17 protein-coding genes and 1 tRNA gene are annotated in these 18,542 nt (G+C 69.0%); 3 read left to right on the top strand and 15 right to left on the bottom strand.

Annotated elements, in window-relative coordinates; genetic code table 11:
* Positions 1 to 59: 59 nt before the first annotated feature.
* The gene (locus tag IM725_RS11115) at positions 60 to 1,127 is read right to left on the bottom strand and encodes a tartrate dehydrogenase (RefSeq protein WP_193780662.1); all 1,068 of its coding nucleotides are present in this window, start codon (positions 1,125 to 1,127) and stop codon (positions 60 to 62) included.
* A gap of 92 nt (positions 1,128 to 1,219) precedes the next feature.
* Between IM725_RS11115 and IM725_RS11120 the strand changes: the two genes are divergently transcribed.
* Positions 1,220 to 2,137 (top strand): LysR family transcriptional regulator, encoded by a 918-nt coding sequence (locus tag IM725_RS11120; RefSeq protein ID WP_193780663.1) that lies wholly within the window; start codon positions 1,220 to 1,222, stop codon positions 2,135 to 2,137.
* A 50-nt stretch (positions 2,138 to 2,187) separates the two neighbouring features.
* Here the strand turns inward: IM725_RS11120 and IM725_RS11125 are convergent, their stop codons facing one another.
* Together IM725_RS11125 and IM725_RS11130 are read right to left on the bottom strand one after the other, a co-directional pair.
* Positions 2,188 to 4,338 (bottom strand): xanthine dehydrogenase family protein molybdopterin-binding subunit, encoded by a 2,151-nt coding sequence (locus IM725_RS11125; protein WP_193780664.1) that lies wholly within the window; start codon positions 4,336 to 4,338, stop codon positions 2,188 to 2,190.
* Between the two features lie 14 nt (positions 4,339 to 4,352).
* Entirely contained in the window at positions 4,353 to 4,817 is a 465-nt protein-coding gene (locus IM725_RS11130) for a (2Fe-2S)-binding protein (protein ID WP_193780665.1), read from the bottom strand.
* Positions 4,818 to 5,070: 253 nt separating this feature from the next.
* Here IM725_RS11130 and IM725_RS11135 point away from each other — a divergent pair, with 253 nt between their 5' ends.
* On the top strand, positions 5,071 to 6,294 hold the full coding sequence (locus tag IM725_RS11135; protein WP_287066560.1) for an MFS transporter: 1,224 nt from the start codon (positions 5,071 to 5,073) through the stop codon (positions 6,292 to 6,294).
* A gap of 58 nt (positions 6,295 to 6,352) precedes the next feature.
* Here the strand turns inward: IM725_RS11135 and IM725_RS11140 are convergent, their stop codons facing one another.
* The 4 genes from IM725_RS11140 to dnaQ form a co-directional block, all read right to left on the bottom strand.
* On the bottom strand, positions 6,353 to 7,645 hold the full coding sequence (locus IM725_RS11140) for a serine hydrolase domain-containing protein (protein WP_193780666.1): 1,293 nt from the start codon (positions 7,643 to 7,645) through the stop codon (positions 6,353 to 6,355).
* A gap of 142 nt (positions 7,646 to 7,787) precedes the next feature.
* Entirely contained in the window at positions 7,788 to 9,119 is a 1,332-nt protein-coding gene (locus IM725_RS11145) for an NAD(P)/FAD-dependent oxidoreductase (protein WP_193780667.1), read from the bottom strand.
* A gap of 155 nt (positions 9,120 to 9,274) precedes the next feature.
* Positions 9,275 to 9,349, bottom strand: a tRNA-Val gene (locus IM725_RS11150).
* Between the two features lie 38 nt (positions 9,350 to 9,387).
* Complete coding sequence (gene dnaQ / locus IM725_RS11155; RefSeq protein WP_193780668.1) at positions 9,388 to 10,101, bottom strand: DNA polymerase III subunit epsilon; 714 nt, start codon at positions 10,099 to 10,101, stop codon at positions 9,388 to 9,390.
* Between the two features lie 53 nt (positions 10,102 to 10,154).
* On the opposite strand from dnaQ, the gene IM725_RS11160 reads away from it, so the two are divergent.
* Positions 10,155 to 10,907 (top strand): SDR family NAD(P)-dependent oxidoreductase, encoded by a 753-nt coding sequence (locus IM725_RS11160; protein ID WP_193780669.1) that lies wholly within the window; start codon positions 10,155 to 10,157, stop codon positions 10,905 to 10,907.
* Between the two features lie 57 nt (positions 10,908 to 10,964).
* Here IM725_RS11160 and fdx read toward each other — a convergent pair whose 3' ends face one another.
* From fdx to uvrB, 8 genes are all read right to left on the bottom strand, one after another.
* On the bottom strand, positions 10,965 to 11,303 hold the full coding sequence (gene fdx / locus IM725_RS11165) for an ISC system 2Fe-2S type ferredoxin (protein ID WP_193780670.1): 339 nt from the start codon (positions 11,301 to 11,303) through the stop codon (positions 10,965 to 10,967).
* A gap of 3 nt (positions 11,304 to 11,306) precedes the next feature.
* Positions 11,307 to 13,166: a Fe-S protein assembly chaperone HscA gene (gene hscA / locus IM725_RS11170; RefSeq protein WP_193780671.1), complete on the bottom strand. Its 1,860-nt coding sequence runs from the start codon at positions 13,164 to 13,166 to the stop codon at positions 11,307 to 11,309.
* 32 nt (positions 13,167 to 13,198) lie between these two features.
* On the bottom strand, positions 13,199 to 13,717 hold the full coding sequence (gene hscB / locus IM725_RS11175) for a Fe-S protein assembly co-chaperone HscB (protein ID WP_193780672.1): 519 nt from the start codon (positions 13,715 to 13,717) through the stop codon (positions 13,199 to 13,201).
* Between the two features lie 12 nt (positions 13,718 to 13,729).
* Positions 13,730 to 14,053 (bottom strand): iron-sulfur cluster assembly protein IscA, encoded by a 324-nt coding sequence (gene iscA / locus IM725_RS11180; protein ID WP_193780690.1) that lies wholly within the window; start codon positions 14,051 to 14,053, stop codon positions 13,730 to 13,732.
* An 11-nt stretch (positions 14,054 to 14,064) separates the two neighbouring features.
* A complete protein-coding gene (gene iscU / locus IM725_RS11185) occupies positions 14,065 to 14,451 on the bottom strand; it encodes a Fe-S cluster assembly scaffold IscU (protein WP_193780673.1) in 387 nt (128 codons plus the stop codon).
* An 18-nt stretch (positions 14,452 to 14,469) separates the two neighbouring features.
* A complete protein-coding gene (locus IM725_RS11190; protein ID WP_193780674.1) occupies positions 14,470 to 15,684 on the bottom strand; it encodes an IscS subfamily cysteine desulfurase in 1,215 nt (404 codons plus the stop codon).
* A 37-nt stretch (positions 15,685 to 15,721) separates the two neighbouring features.
* Positions 15,722 to 16,258, bottom strand: a complete 537-nt coding sequence (gene iscR, locus IM725_RS11195; RefSeq protein ID WP_193780675.1) for a Fe-S cluster assembly transcriptional regulator IscR — start codon at positions 16,256 to 16,258, stop codon at positions 15,722 to 15,724.
* Positions 16,259 to 16,441: 183 nt separating this feature from the next.
* Positions 16,442 to 18,541, bottom strand: coding sequence for an excinuclease ABC subunit UvrB (uvrB, locus tag IM725_RS11200; RefSeq protein WP_227753752.1), 2,100 nt, complete (start codon positions 18,539 to 18,541; stop codon positions 16,442 to 16,444).
* Position 18,542 lies beyond the last annotated feature (1 nt).

An 18,542-nucleotide genomic window follows, 5' to 3' on the forward strand; every position in this document is an offset into this window, starting at 1 on the left:
TCCTTGGGGTGGGTTGTGTCGCCCCGGTCGGCGTCCTCGCGTCCCGGGTGCGCGCTCTCTCAGCGGCGCAGGCGCGCGCAGACGGCCTCGGTCACCTGCGCGGTGGTCGCGCGGCCGCCCAGGTCCCGGGTGTGCAGCGCCGGGTCGGCGGTGACGGATTCGATCGCCGCCATCAGGCGGCTAGCCGCCTCCGCTTCTCCCAGGTGCTCCAGCAGCATCACGCAGCTCCAGAAGGTGCCCACGGGGTTGGCCAGGCCCTGGCCCATGATGTCGAAGGCCGAGCCGTGGATGGGCTCGAACATGCTGGGGTAGCGGCGTTCCGGGTCGATGTTGCCGGTGGGCGCGATGCCCAGGCTGCCGGCCAGCGCGGCCGCCAGGTCGCTCAGGATGTCGGCATGCAGGTTGGTGGCCACCAGCGTGTCCAGCGAGGCCGGGCGGTTCACCATGCGCGCGGTGCAGGCGTCCACCAGCTCCTTGTCCCAGCGCACGTCGGGGAACTCACGGCTGACCTGCAGGGCAATCTCGTCCCACATGACCATGGCGTGGCGCTGCGCGTTGGACTTGGTCACCACCGTCAGCAGCTTGCGCGGGCGCGACTGCGCGAGGCGGAAGGCGAACCGCATGATGCGCTCCACCCCGGCGCGCGTCATCATGCTCACGTCGGTCGCCACCTCGATCGGATGCCCCTGGTGGGCGCGTCCGCCCACGCCGGCGTACTCGCCCTCGGAGTTCTCGCGCACGATCACCCAGTCGAGGTCGGCCGGGGTGCAGCGCTTGAGCGGGGCGTCGATGCCCGGCAGGATGCGCGTGGGCCGCACGTTGGCGTACTGGTCGAAGCCCTGGCAGATCTTCAGCCGCAGGCCCCACAGCGTCACATGGTCGGGGATGAGCGGGTCGCCGGCCGAGCCGAACAGGATCGCGTCCATGGGCCGCAGCGCCTCCAGGCCGTCCTCCGGCATCATGCGGCCATGGGCGCGGTAGAAGTCGCCGCCCCAGTCGAAGCTGCGGAATTCGAAGGCGAACCCGGCGCCGCCCTCGGCCAGGGCCTGCAGCACCTGCTGCCCCGCGGGAACCACTTCCTTGCCGATGCCATCGCCGGGGATGCAGGCGATCTTGTAGCGCTTCATGAGATGAACCTCCATGGAGCCGCCACTGTAGGCCGGTGGCCGGCCTTGCACACACGACAGGATTCAAGGCATTCTTGAGCCTGGATTCAACAATGACCCCGCCCACGCCCCTCGCCTCCCAGGACCTGCAGTTCTTCAGCCTGCTGGTGCGCTGCGGCAGCCTCACGGCCGCCGCGCGCGAGCTGGGGCTGACCACCCCCGCGATCAGCAAGCGCCTGGCGGCGCTGGAGCAGAAGCTGGGCGTCACGCTGCTGCACCGGACCACGCGCCGCCTGGCGCTGACGCCCGAAGGCCAGGCCCTGCTCCAGGGCGGGCGCCGCATCGTCGGCGAGATCGAAGCCCTGGGCCAGCAGTTGCAGGGCGCCACCCAGGAACCCGCCGGCCTGCTGCGCGTCAATGCCACGCTGGGCTTCGGCCGCATGCAGGTGGCTCCGGCCGTGGCCAGCTTCCGCCGGCGGCACCCGCGGGTCGACGTGCAGCTGCAGCTCTCGGCCTCGCCGCCCGCCGCGGCGGAGGACGCCTGGGATGTCTGCGTGCGCTTCGGCGCCCTGCCTGACTCCCGACTGGTGGCGCGCCAGCTGGCCCCGAACCGGCGCCTGCTGTGTGCATCGCCCGGCTACCTGGCCGCCCGCGGCGCGCCACGCAGCCCGGCCGAGCTGGCCCAGCATGACTTCATCGCGATCCGCCAGGCCGACGACGTGCAGGGCCTGTTGCGACTGGCCACCGGGCGGCGCCAGGAAGCCGTGCGCCTGGCCGGGGGGCTGTCCACCAACGACGGCGAAGTGGCGGTGGGCTGGGCCCTCGCCGGGCTGGGCGTGGTGCTGCGGGCCGAGTGGGACGTGGCGCGCTACCTGCGCAGCGGCCGGCTGGTGCAGTTGCTGCCCCAATGGCAGGCGCCGCCGGCGGACATCCACGCCGTCTACCCGGCACGGCTGCAGCACCTGTCGCGCGTGCGGGCCTTCGTGGACCACCTGGCCCAGCACCTGGCCCGCGGCGCCCCGCCCGCCTGAGCAAAAAAAAGCGGCGCCCGAAGGCGCCGCAGTTCCCCTCGGAGTCTCGTTCAGGCCGTGGCGGTGCGGATCGCCTGCGCCGTCATGGGCAGCTTGCGCACGCGCTTGCCGGTGAGCGTGGCGACCGCGTTGGCGATCGCCGGCACCACCAGCGCCGTGGCAGGCTCACCGATGCCGCCCGGCTTCTCGGTGCTCTTGACGAGCACGATGTCGATCACCGGCGTCTCGTACATGCGCACCACCGGGTAGTCGTGGAAGTTGGACTGCTGCACGCGGCCCTTCTCCATCGTGATCTCCTGCTTGAGGCCGGCGCCCATGCCGAACACGACAGCCGACATGATCTGCGCCTCGACGGTGTCGGGGTTGACCATCTGGCCGACGTCGGCGGCGATGGTCACGCGGTGCACGCGCACTTCGCCGTCCTTGTCCAGGCTGACCTCGGCCACCTGCGCCATGTAGGTGTCATAGCCTTCCATGAGCGCGATACCGCGGGCGCGGCCGGCCGCGGGCGGCGTGGCCCAGCCGGCCTTCTGCGCCGCCAGCTTCAGCACGTTCGCGAAGCGCGGCTGGTCCTTCAGCAGGGCCAGGCGGTACTCATACGGGTCCTTGCCTGCCGCGTGGGCCAGTTCGTCCATGAAGCTCTCGTTGGCGAAGGCGTTCATGTTGTGGCTGACCGCACGCCAGTAGCCGACGCGGAAGCCGGTGTCATGGATGATCAGGTCGTGGCGGGTGTTGGGCACCGCGTAGCCGGTGACCGAGGCCTCCGCCATGAACGGGTCCAGCGTCTTGGGCGGCAGGCCGAAGGCGCGCTGCGTCACCGACTGGGAAGCCACCTGGAAGTGCAGCGCCACCGGCATGCCGTTGGCGTCCAGGCCGGCCTGCAGGCGGTTCACGCCCACCGGGCGGTAGAAGTCGTGCGACATGTCGTCCTCACGGCTCCACACCAGCTTGACCGGACGGCCCACGGCCTTGGATATCTGCGCGGCCTGGCTGATGAAGTCCAGCTCCAGGCGGCGGCCGAAACCGCCCCCCAGGAAGGTGGTGCGCAGCGTCACGTCCTCGGGCTTGACGCCCACCGCGGCCGCGACCGCGCCCTGCGCGCCCTGCTGGAACTGCGTGGGGCCGATCACCAGCACCTTGCCGTTCTCGTAGCTGGCGGTGAAGTTCATGGGCTCCATGGGCGCGTGGGCCTGCAGGGGCGTCACGTACTCGGCCTTCACCACCTTGGCGGCGCCCGCCATCGCGGTCTTCACGTCGCCCTTGGGCTTGACGATGTCGATCGGCTCCACGGTGTCCAGCGCGGCGCGGGTGCCACCGATGATGCTGTTGTGGTCGAGGGCGGCGACGCTGCCTTCGTCCCAGGTCACCTTCAGCTGCTGGCGGGCCTTCTGGGCGCGCCAGTAGCTGTCGGCCACCACGGCCACGCCATCGGCCACCTGCACCACCGCCAGCACGCCGGGCATTCCCTTGACGGCCGAGTCGTCATAGGACTTGGGCTTGCCGCCGATCACGGGGCACTGCTCGATGCTGGCGTAGACCATGCCGGGCAGCTTCACGTCGATGCCGAACTGCGCCGTGCCGTTCACCTTCATGGGGGTGTCCAGGCGGCGGGTGCGCTTGCCGACGATGCGGAAATCCTTGGGGTCCTTCAGCGCCGGCTTGGCGATGACGGGCATGGTCGAGGCGTCGGCCGACAGCTCGCCGTAGGTGGCCTTCTTGCCGTCCGGGCCCAGCACCATGCCGTCCTCGGCGCGCAGCGCGCTGCGGTCCACGTTCCAGCGCTTGGCAGCCGCCATCAGCAGCATCTCGCGCACCTGGGCGCCGGCGATGCGCAGCTTCTCCCAGCCGTCGCGCACGGAGGTCGAGCCGCCGGTGATCTGCGCGCCCAGCAGGTCGTTCGTATAGGCCTTGTCGGGCGGCGCCACCGCGACCTGGATCTGGTCGAGCCGCACGTTCAGCTCTTCGGCGATCAGCATGGGCATGGAGGTGTAGACACCCTGGCCCATCTCGGAACGCGCGGTGAGCAGCGTGATGACGTTGTCGTCGGAGATGTGCACCCAGGCGTTCGGGGTGTGCAGCGTGGCGGCGGCGTTCGCCGGCTTGTTCAGGCCGGGGACGGCGACGCCCACCAGCAGGCCGCCGGTGAGTGCGGCGGTGCCCTTGAGGAAGCCGCGGCGGGAGGTTTCGGTCGTTTGGTTCATGTCCGTGTGCTCCTTCAGGCCTTGCGCATGGACGCGGCGGCGTCCTTGATGGCCGCGCGAACACGCGGGTAGGTGCCGCAACGGCAGACGTTGCCACTCATGGCCTGGTCGATGTCGTTGTCGGTCGGGTTCTTGTTGCCGGCCAGCAGCGCGGCGGCGCTCATCAGCTGGCCGGATTGGCAGTAGCCGCACTGCGGCACGTCGTGCTTGATCCACGCCACCTGCAGCGGGTGGGTGTTGTCGGTGGACAGGCTCTCGACGGTGGCGACGTCCTGGCCTTGCACCGCGGACAGCGGGGTCTGGCAGGAACGCACGGGCTTGCCGTTCAGGTGCACGGTGCAGGCGCCGCACAGCGCCTTGCCGCAACCGAATTTGGTCCCGGTGAGTCCGATCTCGTCCCGGATCACCCACAGCAGCGGGGTATCCGCTTCGGCATTGGCCGAGACGGCCTTGCCATTGATCTTGAAATTGACTGCCATGCCTGGTCTCGCTCTCTTCTCCTGCGGCCGGGGAATCGCGCCCGGCCTTGTCGCGTGGGGGTCGGCTTTCGCCAGCCCCGAACGCAACATAGTGAATTTCGCTGCTGGCCCAGCCGGGGTTAACCCGGAACCCTGCAAATGTTCTCAGGCTGAGACACAGGGTCGGGCTGCGGGGGCTTGAACCTGACTGGAAGCCAGCAAGGTGGCGAGGGCCCACAATGCGCGTCCCTTCCCCGCTGCTGCATCCCCTTCCGTGTCCCAGACGACCCCTGCCGCCCCGGGCGGCGATCCCGCCGCGCCCCTGTCGCCCCAGACCGTGCGCCTCATGGCCGCCGGCGCGGGCCTGTGCGTCGCCAGCAACTACTTCGTGCAGCCCCTGCTGCCGCTGCTGGCGCAACAGTTCGGCATCGGCGCGAGCCACGCGGGCTTTCTCGTCACCGTCTCGCAGCTGGGCTACATCTGCGGCCTGCTGTTCCTGGTGCCGCTGGGCGACCTGCTGGAGCGCCGCAGCCTGCTGGTCGCCTGCACCAGCCTCACCGCCGTCTTCCTCTGCGGCATGGGGCTCGCGCCGAATGTCTACATGCTGATGGCCGCCTCGGTGCTGGTGGGGCTCACCAGCGTTGCCGCGCAGGTCCTGGTGCCCATGGCCGCCCACCTGGCGCCCGTCGCGCGGCGCGGCCGCGTGGTGAGCACCGTGATGAGCGGCCTGCTGCTGGGCATCCTGCTGGCGCGCTTCGCCTCGGGCGTGGTGGCCCAGCTGATGGGCTGGCGCGCGGTGTACCTGATCGCCGCGGCGCTGATGGCCCTGTTCGCCTGGATGTGCGGCCGCCGCCTGCCGCGCGTGCCACCCACGGCCACGGGCGGCTGGCGTGCGCTGATGGTGTCCATCGTGCAGCTGGCCCTGAACGAGCCCGTGCTGCGCCGGCGAGGACTGGTCGGCGGCCTCTCGTTCGCCGGCTTCGCCGCCTTCTGGACCGCGCTGGGCTTCATGCTCAAGGATTCGCGCGGCGCGGGGGAGGCCGCGATCGGCTCGGTCGCGCTGGCCGGCGTGGTCGGTGCGCTCAGCGCGCGCTTCGCGGGCCGCATCGCCGACCGCGGCTGGGCCCGCCTCTCGACGGGAGGCTTCCTCGTCGTCACGGTGGCGAGCTGGGCCGCCCTGGCGGCCGCGCCCTCGTCCACCGCGGCGTTGGTGGCCGGCGTCATCGTGCTGGACCTCGGCCTGCAGGGCACCCACATCTCGAACCAGAGCGAGATCTACCGCCTGGACGAGCGCGCGCGCAGCCGCATCACCACCGTGTACATGACGCTGTATTTCATCGGCGGGGCCCTGGGCTCCGCGCTGTCCGGCTGGGCCTACACCTGGCGCGGCTGGCCCGCGGTGTGCGGCCTGGGCGCGGTGCTGGGCGTGGCCGCCTGGGGCGTCTGGGCCCTGGGCGAACTGCGGCTGCCGCTGGCCGCGATGCGCCACCGGTCCTGAGGCGGTTGACGGGCTGGCCGAGCCCCGGCCGCTCAGGCCCGCAGGCGGGTCGGGCCCCTCACTTCAGGACGGCCCGGTACACGGCTTCCCGGGCCGCGCGGCGCAGGGGCAGGTTCGCCGGCGAAGGCACCTGGACCAGGAGCATGGCGAACATGTTCTGCTTCGGGTCGATCCAGAACAGGGTGCCGTAGAAGCCGAACCAGCCGTAGTCGCCGATGGAGCCGGGGATGTCATTGCCGCCTTGCGCCGTGCGGACCACGACGCCCAGCCCGAAGCCGTTGCCGTTGTCGACGGAGGGCGATGAGATGCTCACCTTCGGCGTGGGGCCGGGCAGCGGCGTCTGCAGGACGTCGGTGTGCAGCATGCGCGCCGACTGCGGGCTGAGGATGCGCACGCCGTCGAGCACACCGTCGTTGAGCAGCATCTGGCACAAGCGCGCGTAGTCGTCCGCGGTGGACACGAGCCCGTGGCCGCCCGCGGCCCAGCGCGGCGACTTCTCGACCTCCCACATGGCCGGCCGCTTGCCGGTGGCAGGGTTGACCTGGGGCTGCGCCAGCAGGGGCAGTTGCGCGGCGTCCACCCTGAAGCCGGTGTGGTCCATGCGAAGCGGCGTGAAGAGCCGGGCACGCAGGAACTCGCTGAACTCCATGCCCGAGGCCACCTCGACGACGCGGCCCAGCACGTCGAAGGACATGCTGTACTCCCAGTGCGAGCCGGGCTGCCACTGCAGCGGCAGGCGCGCGATCTTCGCGCCGAACTCCGCATTGGTCTGGTTGCTGTCGAACAGGTTCGCGGCGTTGTAGCGCGACTTCACCAGGGAGTGGCCGAAGATGCCGTAGGTCAGCCCCGAGGTGTGGCGCAGCAGGTCGATGATGCGGATCGGTGCCTTCGCGGGCTCCAGCGCCAGTTGCGGCTTGCCGGCCGCGTCCACCGACTCCACGCCGACCTGCACGCCGGCGAACTCGGGGATGAACTTCGACAGCGGGTCGTTCAGCCGGATCTTGCCCTCGTCGACCAGCATCAGGACCGCGACCGCCGTGACCGGCTTGGTCATGGAGGCCATGCGGAACAGCGAGTCGGTGCTCATGGGCACCTTGGCCTCGCGGTCGCGCCAGCCCAGCGCCAGCTCCCAGGCCACCTTGCCGTCGCGGGCCACCAGCAGCACCGCACCGGGGATCTCGCCGGCGTCCACCTTGGCGCGAAGCGCCTCCGTGTAGGCCTGCAGCGCCGGCGTCGACAGGCCGACGTCCTCCGGCCGGGGCGCCTTGCGCAAGTCTTGCGAGGCGCAGCCCGCGAGCGCGAGCGTCGCGGCAAAGAACAGAAACAGCCAGGTTCTTGAAAAACGCCTCATCCCACCCCCTTGTTGGGCGGCAAGGATGCGCTTGGGCTTGTAGGGTGTCAACGGGAGTGACCACGAGCCGGGGGCAGCACGACATCGCGCCGCGCACGACAATAACTACCCGCGTCCCGGCCCTGCGTGCAGGCGCCAGGACTCAGTGCAGCTTCACGTGCGGCTCGGTGCGTCGCGTGATGAGGCGGGCCAGCGTGTCCAGTGCGACCTTGGCCCAGCCGTGCAGCGCGAGCTCGTGCATCTTGTACAGCGAGAGGTACATCATCTTGGCGAAGCCGCCCTCGATCATCATGCTGCCGCCGATCAGGCCGCCCATCATGTTGCCCACGGTGCTGTACTCGCCCAGGGAGACGAGCGAGCCGAAATCGCGGTAGCGGTAGGGCACCAGCGGGCGGCCCGCAAGGCGACGCCGGATCTGGACCCGCAGGTGGCTGGCCTGCTGGTGCGCCGCCTGGGCGCGCGGGGGCACCACGGGCGGCCGGCCCGGCCCGGCCTCCGGCCAGGGGCAGGCCGCGCAGTCGCCGATGGCGAAGATGTCGGGGTCGCGCGTGGTCTGCAGGGTGGGCAACACGACCAGCTGGTTGAGCCGGTTGGTCTCCAGGCCCCCGATGTCCTTGAGGAAGTCAGCCGCCTTCACGCCCGCGGCCCAGACCACCAGTTCGGCCGCGAGCACACGCCCATCGGCCAGGCAGACGCCGCCCGGGGTGACTTCCGACACCCGGGCGTTGGTCAGCACCTCCACGCCCAGGCTGTGCAGCAGGTGCGTGGTCGCCTTGGACAGTCGCTCGGGCAACACGGGCAGGATGCGCTCGGCCGCCTCGATCACCATGACCTTGAGGTCGCGTTGCGGGTCGATGCGGTCCAGCCCGTAGGAGACCATTTCCCGCACCGAGCGGTGCAGCTCGGCGGCCAGTTCCACGCCTGTCGCCCCCGCGCCGATGATGGCGACGTGCAGCTGGCCCTGCCCCACGGGGCCGGGCTGTAGCTGGGCGCGCAGGCAGGCATTGATCATGCGCGAGTGGAAGGCCTTGGCATCGGCCTGCGACTCCAGGCGCATCGCATGCTCGCGCACGCCCGGGGTTCCGAAGTCATTGCTCAAGCTGCCGATGGCGAGCACCAGCGTGTCGTAGGGCACCTCGGAGGCGGGTGCCACTTCCCGGCCGCGCTCGTCGAGCCAGGGGCGCAACTGGACCACGCGGCGGTCGCGGTCCAGGCCCTCCAGCTCGCCGATGCGGAACTGGAACCCGTGCCAGTGGGCCTGGGCCAGGTAGTCGACCGAGTGCAGCCCGAGGTCCATGCTGCCGGCCGCGATCTCGTGCAGCTTGGGCTTCCAGACGTGGGTGCGGTTCTTGTCGATCAGCGTGACCTGCAGCTTGCCCTTGCGGCCCAGCGTGTCACCCAGGCGCGTGGCCAGCTCCAGCCCGCCCGCGCCGCCGCCCACGATCACCACGCGGTGGACGCCGTCGGCCGGCAATGATTCTTGAGTCCCCGGCATGCATCCCCCGCATCTGGTTGAGTTATCGCGGCAACTCATCATAAGAGGCATCGGGGAGGCGTGCCAGCCGTGGCGTGCCTGCTCACGACGCAAAGCAAAACGCCACCCGAAGGTGGCGTTTGCTTTTGTTTCTTTGGTGGGTGATGCAGGGTTTGAACCTGCGACCCCTGCCGTGTGAAGGCAGTGCTCTACCGCTGAGCTAATCACCCTCGTCGCTGCTGAAGTTCACCAGCGCCGGAAACCGAAATTATGCCACAGATTCAGACCAGCTCCGCCACAGCGTCTTGCCGCCGCTGGCCTTGTCCAGCTGCTTGAGCACGTCCTCGTGCGCAGCGGCTTCCTGCTCGTTCGCGAGCAACACTGGCAGCGTGAAAGCGCGCAGGTCGACCTGCGTGCGGATGCCGCCCACGGCCTCGCCGGGGGCCATGTCGATCAGCAGCGCATCCTGGCCGCGCGTGAGGTTGATGTACACGTCGGCCAGCAGTTCGGCGTCCAGCAAGGCGCCGTGCAGCGTGCGGGCCGAGTTGTCCACGCCCAGGCGGTCGCACAGCGCGTCCAGGCTGTTGCGCTTGCCCGGGAACATCTCCTTGGCCATGGCCAGCGTGTCGGTCACCTGGGCCACATGCGCGCGCAGCGGCGGCAGGCCGCACAGCTCCAGCTCCTTGTTGAGGAAGCCGACGTCGAAGGCCGCGTTGTGGATGATGATCTCGGCCCCCTGCAGGTAGGCCAGAAGGTCCTCGGCCACGGCCGCGAACTTGGGCTTGTCGCGCAGGAACTCGTTGCTGATGCCGTGCACCTTCAGCGCGTCCTCGTGGCTGTCGCGCTCGGGGTTGAGGTAGAAGTGCTTGTTGTTGCCGGTCAGCTTGCGCGAGACCAGTTCCACACAGCCGATTTCGATGATGCGGTCGCCGGCTTCCGCCGACAGGCCCGTGGTTTCGGTGTCGAGGACGATCTGTCGCATGGCCGCGGATTATGCTTGAGGCGTTCACACGCGCACAGCGAAGGAAAGCACGAATGTTCGATCTTCATGGCAAGGTGGCCCTGGTCACGGGCGGCAACGGCGGCATCGGGCTGGGCATGGCGCAGGGGATCGCCCGCGCCGGGGCGACGGTGGTGCTGGCCGGGCGCAACGCCGAGAAGTCGCGCGAGGCGGCCCACCGGCTGCGCACCCTGGGCCTGAAGGCCGAGGCCCTGGAGGCCGACGTGACCGACGAGGGCGAGGTGGAGCGCATGGTCGCCCAGGTGGGCGACAAGCATGGGGCGCTGCACATCCTGGTGAACAACGCCGGCACCACGGTGCGCAAGCTGCCCCAGGAGCTGACGCTGCACGAATGGCGCCACGTGATGGACACCAACCTCACCAGCGCGTTCCTGTGCAGCAAGGCGGCCCATCCCTGGCTCAGGCGCCAGGGCGGCAAGGTGATCAACATCGGCTCGATGATGTCCCTGCTGGGTGCGCCCTACGCTGCCGCCTACGGCGCGAGCAAGGGCGGCATCGTGCAGTTCACGCGTTCCATCGCCACGGCCTGGGCCGTGGACAACATCCAGGTGAACGCCGTGCTGCCGGGCTGGATAGACACCGAGCTCACCCAGGGCGCACGCGATCAGGTGGCGGGCCTGAACGAGCGCGTGCTCGCGCGCACGCCCGCCGGCCGCTGGGGGGTGCCGGAAGACCTGGCCGGCATCGCCGCCTTCCTGGCCAGCCCGGCCAGCGATTTCATCACCGGCACGGCCATCCCGGTGGACGGCGGCTTCTCGATCGCCTGACGGCCCGTACAACCGCCAAGGGACCCGGCGGGGCATGGCCTCAGGCCAGGCCCGCGCTCAGTGGTTTTCCTTGGCGTGGTTGATCGAGTATTTCGGGATCTCGACCACCAGGTCCTGCTGCGCCACGATGGCCTGGCACGACAGGCGCGACTGCGGCTCCAGGCCCCAGGCGCGGTCCAGCATGTCTTCCTCGCTCTCGTCGGGCTCGTTGAGCGAGTTGCCGCCCTGGCGCACGATCACGTGGCAGGTGGTGCAGGCGCAGCTCATGTCGCAGGCATGCTCGATCTTGATGTCGTTGTCCAGCAGCGCCTCGCAGATCGAAGTGCCTGCGGGCGCCTGGATCTCCGCGCCCTCCGGACAGTACTCGGGATGGGGCAGGATTCGGATCACGGCCATGGTTCAGATCGCCTCGACGTTGCGCCCGGCGAGGGCTTTCTGGATGCTGTGGTTCATGCGCTCGGCGGCGAAGGCTTCGGTGCCCTTGGCCAGCGCCTCGGTGGCCTGCTCGATCGCGGCGGCGTCGTTGCTGTTGCGCGCGATGGCCTGCAGCGATTCCATCAGCGCATCGATGTGGGCGCGCTCCTGCGCGGGCAGCAGCTGCCCGTCGGCCTCCAGGGCGCTGCGCGTGGCCAGCAGCATGCGGTCGGCGTCCACCCGGGCCTCGGCCAGCGCCCTCGCCTTCACGTCCTGTTCGGCGGTGCTGAAGCTTTCGCGCAGCATGCGCGCGATCTCGTCGTCCGACAGCCCGTACGAGGGCTTCACCTCGATGCGCGCTTCCACGCCGCTGCCCTGCTCCCGGGCGCTGACGCCCAGCAGGCCGTCGGCATCGACCGTGAAGGTGACACGGATGCGGGCGGCCCCGGCGGCCATGGGCGGGATGCCGCGCAGCTCGAAACGCGCCAGGCTGCGGCAGTCCTGCACCAGGTCGCGCTCGCCCTGCACCACGTGGATGGCCATGGCGGTCTGGCCGTCCTTGTAGGTGGTGAAGTCCTGGGCCTTGGCCGTGGGAATGGTTTCGTTGCGGGCGACGATGCGCTCCACCAGCCCACCCATGGTCTCCACACCCAGCGACAAGGGAATCACGTCCAGCAGGAGCAGGTCGCCGGCCGTATCGTTGCCCGCCAGCTGGTTGGCCTGGATGGCGGCCCCCAGGGCCACCACCTCGTCGGGGTTGAGGTTGTTCAGGGGCGCCCGGCCGAAGAATTCGGCCACCGCCGCCTGCACCTGCGGCATGCGGGTGGAGCCGCCCACCATCACCACGCCCTGCACCTCGTCGCGTGCCAGCTTCGCGTCCCGCAGGGCCTTGCGCACGGCGGCCATGGTGCGGGCCGTGAGGTCCTGGGTGGCGAACTCGAAGTCGGCGCGCGTGAGCTCGACGCGCAAGGGCTGGCCGGCCATCAGGGCTTCCAGCACCACCGCATCCTCGCTGGACAGGCGCTCCTTGGCGGCGCGGGCCGCCATCTTGATCGCGGCCCTGTCACCCGCGCTGGCGGAGGCGAGGCCCGCCCTGGCCAGCGCCAGGTCGGCCAGCGCGCGGTCGTAGTCGTCCCCGCCCAGGGCGGAATCGCCGCCGGTGGCGATCACCTCGAACACCCCCCGCGACAGCCGCAGGATGGAGATGTCGAAGGTGCCGCCGCCCAGGTCGTAGACGGCATAGACGCCCTCGGAGGCGTTGTCCAGGCCGTAGGCGATGGCTGCCGCGGTGGGCTCGTTGATCAGGCGCAGCACGTTGATGCCCGCCAGCTGCGCCGCGTCCTTGGTGGCCTGGCGCTGCGCGTCGTCGAAGTAGGCAGGCACCGTGATCACGGCGCCATAGAGGTCGTCGTTGAAGCTGTCCTCGGCGCGGTAGCGCAGCGTGGCCAGGATCTCGGCGCTCACCTCCACCGGCGACTTCTCGCCCGCGCGCGTGGCCAGGGCCACCATGCCGGGCTTGTCGATGAAACGGTAGGGCAGCTTCTCGCGGCCAGCGATGTCCGCCAGGCCGCGGCCCATGAAGCGCTTGACCGAGGCGATCGTGTTCTCGGCGTCCTCGGCCTGCGCCGCCTGGGCGGCGTGGCCGATCTGGCGGCCGCCGTTCTCGAGGTAGCGCACCACCGAGGGCAGGATCACCTGGCCCTCGCCGTCGGGCAGGCACTCGGCCACGCCGTGGCGGACAGCCGCAACCAGCGAATGGGTGGTGCCCAGGTCGATGCCCACCGCGATGCGCCGCTGGTGCGGATCGGGGGACTGGCCGGGTTCGGAGATCTGGAGCAGGGCCATCAGTGCGGGCCTCTTGGGGACGTCATGGGGCGTTATTGTCCCAGTTGCTCGAAGCGGGCATCGACGTCCTGCGCGAAACGCTCGATGAACATCAGGGCTCTCACCTGCCGGGCTGCAGCCGCGGCGTCAGCCTGCTCGTCCAGCGCGACGCGGATCGCCTCCAGCGCGGCGCGGCGGGCTCGGCCCAGCTGCTCCTGCAGCGCGTCCAGGTCGGACTCGCTGCCGGCCTCGTCCAGGGCCTCGCGCCATTCCATCTGCTCCATGAGGAAAGCCGCCGGCATGGCGGTGTTGCTCTCGGCCTCGATGGGGGCGCCGCGCAGCTCGCACAGGTAGGCGGCCCGCTTGAGCGGGTCCTTCAGGCGCTGGTAGGCCTCGTTGATGCGCACCGACCACTGCAGCGCCACGCGCTGCGCGGCAGCGCCCTGGGACGCGAAGCGGTCGGGGTGCGCCTCGCGCTGAAGTTCCTTCCAGCGCGCATCGATCGCGGCGCGCTCCTGCGCGAAGCGCGCAGGCAGGCCGAACAGCTCGAAATCATCCGACTGCAGCTGCACGGCCGGCCCCCGTCAGACGCGGAAGCTTTCGCCGCAGCCGCAGCGGTCGCGCTCGTTCGGGTTGTGGAACTTGAAGCCTTCGTTCAGTCCTTCGCGCACGAAGTCCAGCTGGGTGCCGTCGATGTAGGCCAGGCTCTTGGGATCGACCATGACCTTCACGCCGTGTTCCTCGAAGACCAGGTCCTCGGGCGCGATCTCGTCGACGTACTCGAGCTTGTAGGCCAGGCCCGAGCAGCCGGTCGTCTTCACGCCCAGGCGCACGCCGACGCCGCGGCCCCGCTTGCTGAGGTAGCGGCTGACGTGCCGGGCCGCGGCCTCCGTCAGGGTGATCGCCATCGTGGTCTCGCTCACTGCACGTGCTTCTTCTTGTAGTCCTCGACCGCGGCCTTGATGGCGTCCTCGGCCAGGATGGAGCAGTGGATCTTCACCGGCGGCAGGGCCAGTTCCTCGGCGATCTGGCTGTTCTTCAGTGCCGCCGCCTCGTCCAGGGTCTTGCCCTTGACCCATTCGGTCACCAGCGAGCTGGACGCGATGGCGGAGCCGCAGCCGTAGGTCTTGAAACGCGCGTCCTCGATGACGCCGGTGCTCGGGTTCACCTTGATCTGCAGCTTCATCACGTCGCCGCAGGCGGGCGCGCCCACCATGCCGGTGCCGACGGAATCGTCACCCTTGTCGAAGGACCCGACGTTGCGCGGGTTCTCGTAGTGATCAACAACTTTTTGCGAGTAAGCCATGTTCTATTCTCCTCAGATTCAGTGCGCCGACCACTGGATGGTCGAGAGATCCACGCCGTCCTGGTACATCTCCCACAGGGGCGACAGCTCGCGCAGGCGGGCCACGTTCTCGCGGATCGTGTTGACGGCGTAATCGATTTCCTCTTCGGTGCTGAAGCGGCCGATGGTCATGCGCAGGCTGCTGTGGGCCAGCTCGTCGCTGCGGCCCAGGGCGCGCAGCACGTAGCTGGGCTCCAGCGAGGCGGAGGTGCAGGCCGAGCCGGACGAGACCGCCAGGCCCTTGATGCCCATGATCAGCGACTCGCCTTCGACGAAGTTGAAGCTGATGTTCAGGTTGTGCGGCACCCGGTGCTCGAGGTTGCCGTTGATGAACACCTGCTCGATGTCCTTGAGGCCGTCGAGGAGGCGCTTCTGCAGGCGGCGCGCCTTCTCGTTGTCCTGGGCCATTTCTTCCTTGGCGATGCGGAAGGCCTCGCCCATGCCCACCACCTGGTGGGTGGGCAGCGTGCCCGAGCGCATGCCGCGCTCATGGCCGCCGCCGTGCATCTGCGCCTCGATGCGCACGCGCGGCTTGCGGCACACGTACAGGGCGCCTATGCCCTTGGGGCCGTAGGTCTTGTGCGAGGCCAGGCTCATCAGGTCGACCGGCACCTTCTTCATGTCGATCTCCACCTTGCCGGTCGCCTGGGCGGCGTCGACGTGGAAGATGATGCCCTTTTCGCGACACATGGCGCCGATGGCCGGGATGTCCTGGATGACGCCGATCTCGTTGTTCACCCACATCACGCTGATCAGGATGGTGTCGGGCCGGATCGCGGCCTTCAGCGCATCCATGCTCAGCATGCCGTCTTCCTGCACGTCCAGGTAAGTGACCTCGAAGCCCTGGCGCTCCAGCTCGCGCATGGTGTCCAGCACGGCCTTGTGCTCGGTCTTGACGGTGATGAGGTGCTTGCCCTTGCCCTGGTAGAAGTGGGCCGCACCCTTGATCGCCAGGTTGTCGGACTCGGTGGCGCCCGAGGTCCAGACGATCTCGCGCGGGTCGGCGTTGATCAGGTCGGCCACCTGCTGGCGCGCCTTCTCCACGGCCTCTTCCGCTTCCCAGCCCCAGGCGTGGCTGCGCGAAGCCGGGTTGCCGAAGTGCTCGCGCAGCCAGGGGATCATCGCGTCGACCACGCGCGGGTCCACAGGGTTCGTGGCTCCGTAATCCAGGTAGATCGGGAAATGGGGCGTCATGTCTTCTTCTTGCGGGAAATGAATCAGGACTTCGGGTTCAGGACTTGGCGAAGGAATTGCCGAGCGCGAACACCGAATTGGGGGCGTTCACGCGGATCGGCTTGACCACCGGCTGGGACGAGATGGCGCGCTTGGCGACCGGCTTGTCCTCCACCTGCACGCCCTTGGCGAGCTGGTCGTCGACCAGCTTCTGCAGGGTCACGGAATCCAGGAATTCGACCATGCGCTGGTTCAGCTGCGCCCACAGCTCGTGGGTCATGCAGCGGCCGCCGTCGCCCTGGCAGTTTTCCTTGCCGCCGCACTGGGTGGCATCGATCGGCTCGTCGACCGACACGATGATGTCGGCGACGGTGATGTCGCCGGCCTTGCGGCCCAGCGTGTAGCCACCGCCCGGCCCGCGGGTGGATTCCACCAGCTCATGGCGGCGCAGCTTGCCGAACAGCTGTTCCAGGTAGGACAGCGAAATCTGCTGGCGCTGGCTGATGGCCGCCAGCGTCACAGGTCCATTGTTCTGGCGCAGTGCCAGATCGATCATCGCGGTGACCGCAAAGCGGCCTTTCGTGGTGAGACGCATCGCAAGCTCCTTTGCTTGGCTATCCCTCGTTTGCTGTTTCTTGAGTCTTTCGGTCAAGTATACCAGAAGACCCGCCAATTCGCTCGGGTACTGACTCGCAACAGCGGGTGGGAGTTCCTGCTCCCGCCACCAGAATGTCAGGAGGGGGCCGGATGAGGTGCCCCGGCGGGCCGGCCCGGCCGCTCAGCTGCGGCCAGCGGAGGCGATGGGGATCACGTTGTCGTGGCCGGGCCCGCCAAAGGCCTGCTCGCGCAGCACGGCGAGCTGGTCGCGAACCCGCGCCGCCTTCTCGAATTCCAGGTTGCGGGCGTGCTCCAGCATGAGCTTTTCCAGGCGCTTGATCTCCTTGGCCACGTCCTTTTCGGACAGGTCCTGGGCCATGGCGCGCTGCAGCTCATGCTTTTCCTGCTCGCGGCTGGCCTTCTCGCTGAAGACCCCGTCGATCAGGTCGCGCACTTCCTTGCGGATGCTCTGCGGAGTGATGCCGTGGGCCTCGTTGTGGGCGATCTGCTTGGCGCGACGCCGCTCGGTCTCGCCGATGGCCTTCTTCATGGACTCGGTCATCTGGTCGGCGTACAGGATGGCCCGGCCGTTCAGGTTGCGCGCCGCCCGGCCTATGGTCTGGATCAGTGAGCGCTCGGCGCGCAGGAAACCTTCCTTGTCGGCGTCCAGGATGGCCACCAGCGACACCTCGGGGATGTCCAGGCCCTCGCGCAGCAGGTTGATGCCCACCAGCACGTCGAAGGTGCCCAGTCGCAGGTCGCGCAGGATCTCCACCCGCTCCACGGTGTCGATGTCCGAGTGCAGGTAGCGCACCTTGACCCCGTTGTCGCCCAGGTAGTCGGTGAGCTGTTCGGCCATGCGCTTGGTGAGGGTGGTGATCAGCACCCGCTCGTTCTTCTCAGTGCGGATGCGGATCTCCTGCAGCACGTCGTCCACCTGGTGGGTGGCGGGCCGCACCTCGACCTGCGGGTCCACCAGGCCGGTCGGGCGCACCACCTGCTCCACCACCTGGCCGGCATGCTCCTGCTCGTAGGCGGCCGGCGTGGCGGAGACGAAGATCACCTGCCGCATGCGCGCCTCGAACTCCTCGAACTTCAGCGGCCGGTTGTCCATGGCCGAGGGCAGGCGGAAGCCGTACTCCACCAGCGTGGTCTTGCGGGCCCGGTCGCCGTTGTACATGGCGCCCAGCTGGCCGATCATCTGGTGGCTCTCGTCCAGGAACATGATCGAGTCCTTGGGCAGGTAGTCGGTCAGGGTCGCAGGCGGCGCACCGGGGGGCGCGCCAGAGAGGTGGCGGGTGTAGTTCTCGATCCCCTTGCAGTGGCCCACCTCGGCCAGCATCTCCAGGTCGAAGCGCGTGCGCTGTTCCAGTCGCTGGGCTTCCACCAGCTTGCCATCGGCCACCAGCTCCTTGAGGCGCTCCGCAAGCTCCGCCTTGATGCTTTCCACCGCGGACACCACCTTCTCGCGCGGCGTCACGTAATGGCTGGAGGGGTAGATGGTGAAGCGCGGCACCTTCTGGCGGATGCGGCCGGTGAGCGGGTCGAACAGCTGGATGGACTCGATCTCGTCGTCGAACAGCTCCAGCCGCACCGCCAGCTCGCTGTGCTCGGCGGGAAAGACGTCGATGGTGTCGCCGCGCACGCGGAAGGTGCCGCGCGAGAAATCCTGCTCGTTGCGGTTGTACTGCATGCGGATCAGCTGGCCGATCACGTCGCGCTGGCCGATCTTGTCGCCCACCCGGCAGATGAAGCGCATCTGGGTGTAGTCCTCGGGGGCGCCGATGCCGTAGATGGCCGACACGGTGGCCACGATCACGGTGTCGCGGCGCTCCAGAACGCTCTTGGTGGCCGACAGCCGCATCTGCTCGATGTGCTCGTTGATCGAGCTGTCCTTCTCGATGAACAGGTCGCGCTGCGGGACGTAGGCCTCGGGCTGGTAGTAGTCGTAGTAGCTGACGAAGTACTCCACCGCGTTCTTCGGGAAGAACTCGCGGAACTCGCTGTACAGCTGGGCCGCCAGGGTCTTGTTGGGGGCGAACACGATGGCCGGCTTGCCCAGGCGGGCGATCACGTTGGCCATGGTGAAGGTCTTGCCCGAGCCGGTGACGCCCAGCAGGGTTTGGAACACCTCGCCGTCGTTCACCCCCTCCACCAGCTTCTCGATCGCCACGGGCTGGTCGCCCGCCGGCGCATAGGGCTGGAACAGCTCGAAGGGCGAGCCGGGGAAGCTCACGAACTGGCCCTTCTTCGTCTCGGTGGCGTCGGCAATCTCAGGCATG

It is taken from the genome of Ramlibacter aquaticus (assembly GCF_015159745.1).
GTDB classification, from domain to species: Bacteria; Pseudomonadota; Gammaproteobacteria; order Burkholderiales; family Burkholderiaceae_C; genus Ramlibacter; species Ramlibacter aquaticus.

Bases quoted from the DNA above. Each gene is read 5' to 3' on its own strand.
- iscA (WP_193780690.1), bottom strand. From the start codon at position 14,053: ATGGCGATCACCCTGACGGAGGCCGCGGCCCGGCACGTCAGCCGCTAC.
- hscA (WP_193780671.1), bottom strand. From the start codon at position 13,166: ATGGCCCTGCTCCAGATCTCCGAACCCGGCCAGTCCCCCGATCCGCAC.
- iscR (WP_193780675.1), bottom strand. From the start codon at position 16,258: ATGCGTCTCACCACGAAAGGCCGCTTTGCGGTCACCGCGATGATCGAT.
- IM725_RS11115 (WP_193780662.1), bottom strand. From the start codon at position 1,127: ATGAAGCGCTACAAGATCGCCTGCATCCCCGGCGATGGCATCGGCAAG.
- IM725_RS11160 (WP_193780669.1), top strand. From the start codon at position 10,155: ATGTTCGATCTTCATGGCAAGGTGGCCCTGGTCACGGGCGGCAACGGC.
- IM725_RS11140 (WP_193780666.1), bottom strand. From the start codon at position 7,645: ATGAGGCGTTTTTCAAGAACCTGGCTGTTTCTGTTCTTTGCCGCGACG.
- iscU (WP_193780673.1), bottom strand. From the start codon at position 14,451: ATGGCTTACTCGCAAAAAGTTGTTGATCACTACGAGAACCCGCGCAAC.
- uvrB (WP_227753752.1), bottom strand. From the start codon at position 18,541: ATGCCTGAGATTGCCGACGCCACCGAGACGAAGAAGGGCCAGTTCGTG.
- IM725_RS11190 (WP_193780674.1), bottom strand. From the start codon at position 15,684: ATGACGCCCCATTTCCCGATCTACCTGGATTACGGAGCCACGAACCCT.
- IM725_RS11120 (WP_193780663.1), top strand. From the start codon at position 1,220: ATGACCCCGCCCACGCCCCTCGCCTCCCAGGACCTGCAGTTCTTCAGC.
- dnaQ (WP_193780668.1), bottom strand. From the start codon at position 10,101: ATGCGACAGATCGTCCTCGACACCGAAACCACGGGCCTGTCGGCGGAA.
- IM725_RS11130 (WP_193780665.1), bottom strand. From the start codon at position 4,817: ATGGCAGTCAATTTCAAGATCAATGGCAAGGCCGTCTCGGCCAATGCC.
- fdx (WP_193780670.1), bottom strand. From the start codon at position 11,303: ATGGCCGTGATCCGAATCCTGCCCCATCCCGAGTACTGTCCGGAGGGC.
- IM725_RS11125 (WP_193780664.1), bottom strand. From the start codon at position 4,338: ATGAACCAAACGACCGAAACCTCCCGCCGCGGCTTCCTCAAGGGCACC.